Source organism: Streptomyces sp. NPDC056296 (genome assembly GCF_042268605.1).
GTDB lineage: Bacteria > Actinomycetota > Actinomycetes > Streptomycetales > Streptomycetaceae > Streptomyces.
This window is the reverse complement of sequence record NZ_JBHJRX010000117.1, coordinates 1-8,274: the sequence shown is the minus strand read 5'-3', so window position 1 is coordinate 8,274 and position 8,274 is coordinate 1. Positions and strand designations below refer to the sequence as shown.

Genomic DNA, 8,274 nt, shown 5'->3' with positions numbered 1-8,274 from the left:
GGCTACGTCGGCGCCGGCACGGTGGAGTTCCTCGTCGGCACCGACGGCACGATCTCCTTCCTGGAGGTCAACACCCGCCTCCAGGTCGAACACCCCGTCACCGAGGAGGTCGCCGGCATCGACCTGGTCCGGGAGATGTTCCGCATCGCCGACGGCGAGGAAATCGGCTACGGCGACCCGGTCCTGCGCGGCCACTCCTTCGAGTTCCGCATCAACGGCGAGGACCCCGGCCGGGGCTTCCTCCCCGCCCCCGGCACCGTCACCAGCTTCGAGGCGCCCAGCGGCCCGGGCGTCCGCCTGGACGCGGGCGTGGAGTCGGGCAGCGTCATCGGCCCGGCGTGGGACTCCCTGCTCGCCAAGCTCATCGTCACCGGCCGCACCCGCAAGGAGGCCCTCCAGCGCGCAGCCCGCGCCCTGGAGGAGTTCCAGGTCGAAGGCATGGCCACCGCCATCCCCTTCCACCGCGCCGTCGTCCGGGACCCCGCCTTCGCCCCCGAGCTGACCGGCTCGACCACTGCGACATCTGAAAGTGTGTTCACGGTCCACACCCGCTGGATCGAGACCGAGTTCGTCAACGAGATCAAGCCCTTCACCGCCCCCACCGACGCCGAGTCCGACGAGGACGCGGGCCGGGAGACGGTCGTCGTGGAGGTCGGCGGCAAGCGCCTGGAGGTCTCCCTCCCCTCCTCCCTGGGTATGTCCCTGGCCCGCACCGGACTGGCGGCCGGCGCGAAGCCCAAGCGCCGCGCGGCGAAGAAGTCCGGCCCGGCGGCTTCCGGCGACACGCTCGCCTCGCCCATGCAGGGCACCATCGTCAAGATCGCCGTTGAGGAGGGCCAGGAGGTCCAGGAGGGCGACCTGATCGTCGTCCTGGAGGCGATGAAGATGGAACAGCCCCTCAACGCCCACAAGTCCGGCACGGTCAAGGGCCTGGGCGCCGAGGTCGGCGCGTCCGTCACGTCGGGCGCGGCGATCTGCGAGATCAAGGACTGAGCAACCGAAACGAAGAGGACCGCAGGGCGATCACCTGCGGTCCTTTTCGTTCGGCCGGACAACGGTCCAGGACGGCGACGTAACTGCCACTCACAAGGGCAGCCCCGGAACTCCGCACGCGCGCCCGCCTGCCGCCCTCATGAGGGCGTGCCGGAGGGCGACCGACGGGCGGCCACAATCCTGGCCCGCCGCCCGGTCGAACACGGTGCCGGTGCACCGACCGCTGCCACCTCCTCGCGGAGGCGGCAGCGGCCGACCGTGTCAGACGTCCCGCGCCGTCGTCGTCCCTGTCACCGGGGCATGCGGCCGCCGGGCAACCCCTACCGCTTGCAGTGCGCCGGCGGCCAGCGCCGCCACCACGGGAAAAAAGAGGGGATCGCCGAGGTCGGCGACGTCGTCACCGGCTGGCAGAGCCCGGACGCAGAGCACACTCGCGGCGAAGAACAACCCGACGACGAGCCCCCGCACGGCAGCCTCCCGTCGGCGTACGTGCTCACGTCCGGCAGAAACGGCACCGAGTGCACCGAGACATTGCAGCGCCCACCAGGCCGGTGCCGACCAGCTCAGGGCCAAGCCCGCGATTGCTCCGAACGCGATCGGGGCGACGGCGACGACGAACACCTGTCGTCGCCGGGAGAAGTCCGCGAAGAGCGGTCGCGCTCGCTCCGAATCGGCCTTGCGCCGTGCCGGCCCTCGCGGTCCGTGGTCTTCAGTCACTTGTCGGTTCCCTCCTTACGGCACATCGACGGTCGGCCGCTCGGCTCGTCAGCTCTTGGACAGCTTGCGAATGATCTCGAGCCCGGCCGGATCGACGGGGACACCGTCGAACACGATGCGAGCGTTGGCGTGACCCACCTGGTGGAGTCCGAACGCGGCCTGCATGGCCGTGTACTGCCCTTGCGCCTCAAGTCCCTGATTGACGGCCAGCTTGGCGAGCTTCAGTCCCACGGGAGGGCGCTGGGCGATCTCGCTCGCCATGTCGAGCGTGAACTTCTCGAGGTCCTCGCGGGGGACGACATGGTTGACCATGCCCAGCTTCTCGCACTCCTGCGCGGTGAGCGCGTGGCCGCGGAACAGCATCTCCTTGGCCTTGCGCGCTCCGACCTCCCACAGATGGGTGTGGTACTCGTGACCGTTGAGGCCGAAGGCCACCGTGGGGTCGGAGAAGGTGGCGTCCTCACTGGCGACGATGATGTCGCAGGGCCACATGAGCATGAGTCCGCCGGCGATGACCTTGCCCTGCGCCTGGGCGATGGTGGGCTTGGGCCCGTTGCGCCAGCGCCAGCACAGTCCGAGGTACATCTCCTCCTCGTTGACCATCGGGCCGTGCTGGCCCGGCTGCCGGAAGCCCCCGGTCATGGTCCTGGTCTCGAACTCGTCCGCGCAGGCCGTGCTGACCAGGTCGTGGCCCGAGGAGAAGTGAGGGCCGTCGGCCGCCAGGACGATGACGCGGACGTCGTCGTCCCTCGCCGCGATGCCGAACGCCGTGTCGATCTCGTGCAGCATCCGGTAGTCCTGCGCGTTGCGGCGCTCCGGCCTCGCCAGCGTGATCCTCGCCACCCCCTCGACCGGAACGTCGTACCTGATGCGCTCGAAGTCGGTGTCAGGCACTGGTCTTCATCCTTTCGATCGCCTCGTCGCGCATCTTGCTGCGGCGGACTTTGCCGGCGTCGTCGCGCAGGGGCCTGTCGATGAACTCGAGCGTGCGGGGGATCTTGTACCGGACGAGTTTGTCGGACAGGAACTCGAGCAGTTCCTCCCCGGTCGTTCCGGGCTCGGCTTCGACCAGTGCGTGGACGCGCTGCCCGAGGTCGTCGTCCGGGATGCCGACGACTACTGTCGACAGCACCCTGGGATGCGCGTCGAGCGCGTTCTCCACCTCGGCGGGGTAGACGTTGGCCCCGCCGCTGACGATCATGTCGACGCGCCGGTCACTGATGTAGAGGTAGCCGTCCTCGTCCTGCCAGCCCAGGTCGCCGAGAGACTCCCAGCCGTTCAGCTCCTTGGACTCGGCTCCGATGTACCGGTAGGTGGGCGGGGTGTTGTCGGCACGCTTCATGAAGATCTCGCCCACGGTGCCCGGCGGCACTTCGTCGCCGGCCGCGTCCAGGACCTTCATGTGCCCGATGACCGCCCGGCCGATCGAGCCGGGGTGTTCGAGCCACTCCGGGCCCGAGATGATGGCGACGGCCTGGAGTTCGGTGCCGCCGTAGAGTTCCAGGATCTTTTCCGCGCCGAGGCGGTCGATCCAGGCGCGCTTCAGCCACTCCGGGCACTTGGACGCCATGTGCCACAGGATGCGGATGGACGAGAGGTCGTACTCACCGCCCGCGTCGAACAGGCGTTGGATGCGGTGCATCATCGTGGGGACCAGCATCAGCCAGGTGATCTTGTGCTTGGCGACGAGGTCCAGCAGCTTTTCCGCTTCGAAGCGCTTCATGACGACGACACGCTGTCCCAGGAGCAGCCCGCCGAACGAACTCGCCAGGGCCGAATTGTGGTAGAGCGGTCCGACGACCAGCTGTGTGTCCTCGGGCCCGTACTGGAACACCAGGGCGTTCGTGGCAGGTGACCCCTCCGCGCCCGTACCCGCGACGATGATCTTCGGACGTCCGGTGCTGCCGCCCGAGGTGGGCGCCTTCCAGGCCGGCGAGACCACCTCCGGCAGGGGCTCGTCGCTCAGGTCGTCGCCGGGAGTGAAGTCCGCGTCGACGCACTCCCGCCCGGGGTGGTCGTCCCGGCTGCCGCCGACGATCAGGCGGACGTCGGCCAGGTCGGCGATGGTCCGGCGTTCGGCGGCGGGCAGTCGGTAGGAGAGCGGCATCGGAACCGCGCCGAGCTTCAGCGTGGCCAGGAAGGAAACGTAGAAGCCGATGCCGTTGGGCAACGCTATGGCGACATAGTCGCCGTAGCTCACGCCCTTCTCGGCATAGGCGCGGGCCAGCCGGTTCGACTGCCGCTCCAGCCGGCCCCGGGTCATCACCTCGTCCTCGCAGACCAGGGCCTCGAAGTCGGGGTCTGCCTCCGCCAGTCTGCGCAAGATGCGCACGTACGGCTCGACGGGGCTGTCGGCGAGTATCGCCTCCATCATCGACGCATCCATATGACTGCCTCCTTGCGGTCTGGATTGACCAGAAGGAAACAGCCCGAACAACTCTATGTCAAGCGTCACAGAGATGTTCGCGCTGGTGAGCGTGACCGGACACCGACCGCTTCCACGACAACAGTCACTCCCCGTGACTCCGATGCGGCAGTCTCCGTGCGGCGGGCCTTATCATGACCCGGTGACTCCACCCACACGGCGACGCATCGACGAGATAGGCGACGAGAGCCGGCGGCGCATCCTGGACGCCGCCGAAGCACTGTTCGCCGAGCGTGGCCTCGACCGGACCTCGTTCGTCGACATCGCGGAACGCTCGGGCATCAGCCGTGGTTCCATCCCGTGGCATTTCAAGAACAAGGACGGCCTCGCCATGGCCGTCGTCGAGCGAGCGATCAAGCGCGCCATGCCACCGGACCGTTACGCGGACCAGTCCACGTTGCACCAGGTCGTCACCGACTACGCCAAGCTGCTGCAGCAGACCAGCCCGAAGCTGCTGTTCATGATCCTCACAGAGGCCATGAACAGCACCGGCACGCTGCACGAGCAGTATTCCGCCTTCCTGGAGGACCGCAGAGTCGGCCTTCAGCGCTGGTTCCGCGCGCGCCGCCCCGACACGGTCGACGCCGGGGAAGCCGTCGAACGGGAGAAAGCCATGGCGGCGGTGATCAACGGTGCCCTGATCGGGATCCAGATGCAGTGGCAGGTCGACCCGGACAGCGTCGACCTGGGGGAGTCACTCGAAGTCCTGGCCGCTTTGATCGACGGCCATTCGCAACAACTGTGGAGCGACCTCGGCGCGCCGGACGAGTCCGCTCGGAGTCACCCCCGTGCCGACGGCCAGGCGAGGGCCGACCGGAGCGCCTGACCAGGGCAGTGCTCAAGGCCGCGGGGAGGCTTTCCGACCCGGAGGGACGGTGATCGGAGGCGACGGTACGCCTCGCGTGGGCGCTGCAGGCTGCGGGCGAGGCAAGGCACGCGTCGCGCCCGCCGTACCGGCCTTGGGCATGCCTGCCACGTGCTCGGCCGCGCGGAGCAGCCGAGCACGTGTTCCCGGTGATCGTCAGACGGCACTCTGCGGGATCGACTCGAGCAGGGCTTCCATGCGCGTCTTGACATGGGGGCGCATGATGCCGTCGGTGTGGATCCACATCTGGCGGCTCTCCATGCCCGCGAGCACCATGTCACCGACCGCATCGATGCTGACTCCGGCCTTCAGGAACTCGACCTTGTCATGAGGGGCCTTGGAGGATCCGGTCTCGGAGTGGTTGATGGTGTTGCCGATGATCTGCGTGTCCACCGGGCCGGGACACAGCACGCTGACGCCGATGCGGTGCCCATCCAGCTCCATCCTCAGCGACTCCGACAGCCCCACGACCGCGAACTTCGACGTCGTGTAGAGGAACCCCGGGCCGCCGACCAGGCCGGCGCCGGAGGCGGTGTTGACGACGTATCCGCCCTGGCCTCGCTCGATCATGCGCGGGACGAAGGTCTGAATGCCGTTGTAGACACCATTCAGGTTGATGCCCATGGCCCAGTCCCAGTGGCGGTACTCGGCCTTTTCGACCGGCACCGCCGGCGCGATGCCGGCGTTGTTGAACAGGAGCGTCACCGGCCCCAGAGCACTCTCCGCCTTGTCGGCCACAGCGGCGTAGGCGTCCCGGTCTCGCACGTCGAGCTCGAACGTCTCCGTCGGAGTGATCCCGGCCAGCTCGGTCTTCGCAACCTGGAGAGCCGCGACATCGATGTCCGCCAAGGCGAGCTTGACGCCCTGGCGCGCCAGCGACCGTGCGATACCGAGGCCGATGCCCTGCGCGCCTCCGGTGATGAAGGCTGTGGCGCCGTTCATCCATTCCGTCATGGTGCAACGTCCTTTCGTGATGGTGCATCCTCCGCGCTCGTTGCTTCGCGAGCGACGGCCTTACAACCAAGTCTATGTCATTCAACACAGAAGTCGTCGAGCGGGCCGACCGGCGGGCCCGGTCCGGACCTCGCGCCTCAGTCACAAAAGGCAGGGGGCGAGCACTAGCGATGCCTTTCTGTGCTGGCCCGTTGCCTATATGTTGGCCAGCATAGTAATGTGCCCGGACCCCCAGGAAGGCGTTGGTCCGAGCGCGCGCCAGGCAATCCGGGCCGGCCGCGAAGAGGCTCCCGCCGAGGTGGTACCGCGCAGTAGGGCCCGTCGGCTCGAACGTCCACACCGTTGCCGTTGCAGTCCTCCCGTACCGAGTTGAGGAGCACCATGCCGATCGCCATCACTGCCGACCACGAGAGCATGTCCGCCGCGGCCACGGCCTGGGCAGGCAAGGCCGGGGCCCTGAAGGTGGCTCGGCGCCTGCTCGACGCCGAGGACGTCGCACCCGAGGTCGCATCCCTGTGGAACGATGCGCAGGCCATGGGCTGGCCCGCCCTCCTGGTTCCGGAGGAGCTGGACGGCAGTGGCCAGAGCATGGCCGAGGCAGTGATCCTGCTGGAAGCACTGGGCGGAAGCTGCGCCCCGCTTCCGCTCGTCGGCACTGTCGCCGTGTCGGCCGTGCTCGCCGAGGACCAGCGCCCGGAGACGGTGGCGCTGCTCGCAGGCATCGCGTCCGGGGATGTGCGCGTGGGAGTCGTGGGCCGCCCGCACACCACCGGCGGAAACCTGCTGGCGGGCGACCTGGGGCCCGTGGAGGGTGGCCCCTCGCTTACGCATCTCGCCGTCGCCGACGGACCGGACGTCGTCATCGTCGACCGCGGCAGCGCAGGACTTGAGGAACGGCGCCGGAGCGAGTTGGACCCCACGCGGCTACTGAGTCACTTCCGCGCCCGCGATGTCGACCTGTCCGAAGCGATACGGCTTCGCGGCGCGGCGGAGAGCCTGCGGTCGACGGTGCGTGTGCTGCTCGCCGCCGACGCTGCCGGGATCGCGCAGGCATGCCTGGCGATGGCCGTCGACTACGCCAAGACCCGCGAGGCGTTCGGGCGGACCATCGGTTCGTTCCAGGCGATCAAACACCACTGCGCCGACATGCTGCTCGAGACGGAACTGGCCACGGCCGCGACGTGGCGGGCCGCCGGCGCCATGGACGGCTCGGATGCCCACCTGCTCGCAGGCATCGCCTACCGGCTTGCCACGGAAGCCGCCCTGCGCTGCGCGAAGACGACTCTGCAGGTCCTCGGCGGCATCGGTTTCACCTGGGAACACGACCTCCACCTGTATCTCCGGCGGGCCGCCCTCGACGCCGCGCTCCTCGGCCGGAACGACGACGTCATCGAGGCCGCCGGCCGCGCGGAGATCGCCCTGCACCGACCGGTATCGGGCATCCCTCTGCCGCCCGAGGCCGAGCAGTACAGGGCCGAGGCTGCACGGTTCAGGGAGCGAGTGCTGGCGGCGCCGGCGGACCGGCGGCACGAAATGATCGTCGACGCCGGGTACCTCCACCCGCACTGGCCCGCCCCCTGGGGCCTGGGAGCCGATGCCGCCCGCCAGCTCGTCATCGAGGAAGAGACGAACGACCTGGACCGCACGGGCGCGCTGGGGCCGACCTACTGGGAGCTGCCCATCATCCTGCCGACGGTCCTCGCCTTCGGCACCACCGAGCAGCAGGAACGCTGGATGCGCCCCACGATGACAGGCGCGACACACTGGTGCCAGCTCTTCTCCGAGCCCGGCGCGGGCAGCGATCTCGCCGCCCTGCGAACCCGGGCCGTCCGCGCCGAGGGCGGCTGGGTGCTCACCGGTCAGAAGGTCTGGACGAGCGACGCCCACCACGCCGACCTCGGGATGGCCCTGGTGCGTACCGACCCCGATGCAGCGAAGCACAAGGGCATCAGTTGCATGGTCGTCGACATGAAGGCCCCGGGCGTCACCGTTCGGCCACTGCGCCAGATCACCGGCGGAGCCGAGTTCAACGAGGTCTTCCTCGACGAGGTCTTCGTCCCCGACGAGAACGTTGTCGGAGAAATCGACAACGGATGGACGGTCGCGCGCGCGACCCTTGGTTTCGAACGTGTCAGCCTGGGCGGAGGCACGTGGAACAGCGGTGAGGGCTGGGAGCAACTGATGGAGCTCACCAGGAACGCCTTGCGCACACGTCCAGAACTAGTTGTACTGCCCAGGGACGTTGGTCAACCTGGTGACGGGTGGTTTGCCGCCGGTTGCGGTGTGGGGGCGGTGGTGATTGTAGTGATGGAGCCAGGCC

At 68.6% G+C, this 8,274-nt stretch carries 6 protein-coding genes and 1 pseudogene; 3 read left to right on the top strand and 4 right to left on the bottom strand.

The annotated features are described in order from the left end of the window. Positions 1-993 (top strand): biotin/lipoyl-containing protein (locus ACFCZF_RS40350; protein ID WP_376675910.1); only part of this gene is annotated, 993 nt, incomplete at its 5' end. A 261-nt stretch (positions 994-1,254) separates the two neighbouring features. Here the strand turns inward: ACFCZF_RS40350 and ACFCZF_RS40345 are convergent. From ACFCZF_RS40345 to ACFCZF_RS40335, 3 genes are all read right to left on the bottom strand, one after another. Further along, positions 1,255-1,614 carry a hypothetical protein gene (locus ACFCZF_RS40345; protein ID WP_376675909.1) on the bottom strand — a complete coding sequence of 120 codons (360 nt, stop codon included), beginning with the start codon at positions 1,612-1,614 and terminating at the stop codon, positions 1,255-1,257. A gap of 144 nt (positions 1,615-1,758) precedes the next feature. Next, positions 1,759-2,604 carry an enoyl-CoA hydratase gene (locus ACFCZF_RS40340; RefSeq protein WP_376675908.1) on the bottom strand — a complete coding sequence of 282 codons (846 nt, stop codon included), beginning with the start codon at positions 2,602-2,604 and terminating at the stop codon, positions 1,759-1,761. Next, the gene (locus ACFCZF_RS40335; protein WP_376675907.1) at positions 2,597-4,096 is read right to left on the bottom strand and encodes an AMP-binding protein; all 1,500 of its coding nucleotides are present in this window, start codon (positions 4,094-4,096) and stop codon (positions 2,597-2,599) included. Before ACFCZF_RS40335 ends, ACFCZF_RS40340 begins: the two co-directional genes overlap by 8 nt. A gap of 181 nt (positions 4,097-4,277) precedes the next feature. Between ACFCZF_RS40335 and ACFCZF_RS40330 the strand changes: the two genes are divergently transcribed. Further along, positions 4,278-4,961 (top strand): TetR family transcriptional regulator, encoded by a 684-nt coding sequence (locus tag ACFCZF_RS40330; RefSeq protein WP_376675906.1) that lies wholly within the window; start codon positions 4,278-4,280, stop codon positions 4,959-4,961. A 195-nt stretch (positions 4,962-5,156) separates the two neighbouring features. On the opposite strand, the gene ACFCZF_RS40325 is transcribed toward ACFCZF_RS40330, so the two are convergent. Then, positions 5,157-5,954 carry an SDR family oxidoreductase gene (locus ACFCZF_RS40325; protein ID WP_376675905.1) on the bottom strand — a complete coding sequence of 266 codons (798 nt, stop codon included), beginning with the start codon at positions 5,952-5,954 and terminating at the stop codon, positions 5,157-5,159. A gap of 381 nt (positions 5,955-6,335) precedes the next feature. Between ACFCZF_RS40325 and ACFCZF_RS40320 the strand changes: the two are divergent. Continuing rightward, positions 6,336-7,943 (top strand): annotated as a pseudogene (locus ACFCZF_RS40320) (acyl-CoA dehydrogenase); the annotation flags it as partial. Positions 7,944-8,274: the final 331 nt, after the last annotated feature.

Coding starts and splice junctions, on each gene's coding strand:
- ACFCZF_RS40335 (WP_376675907.1), bottom strand. CDS start 4,096: ATGGATGCGTCGATGATGGAGGCGATACTCGCCGACAGCCCCGTCGAG.
- ACFCZF_RS40325 (WP_376675905.1), bottom strand. CDS start 5,954: ATGACGGAATGGATGAACGGCGCCACAGCCTTCATCACCGGAGGCGCG.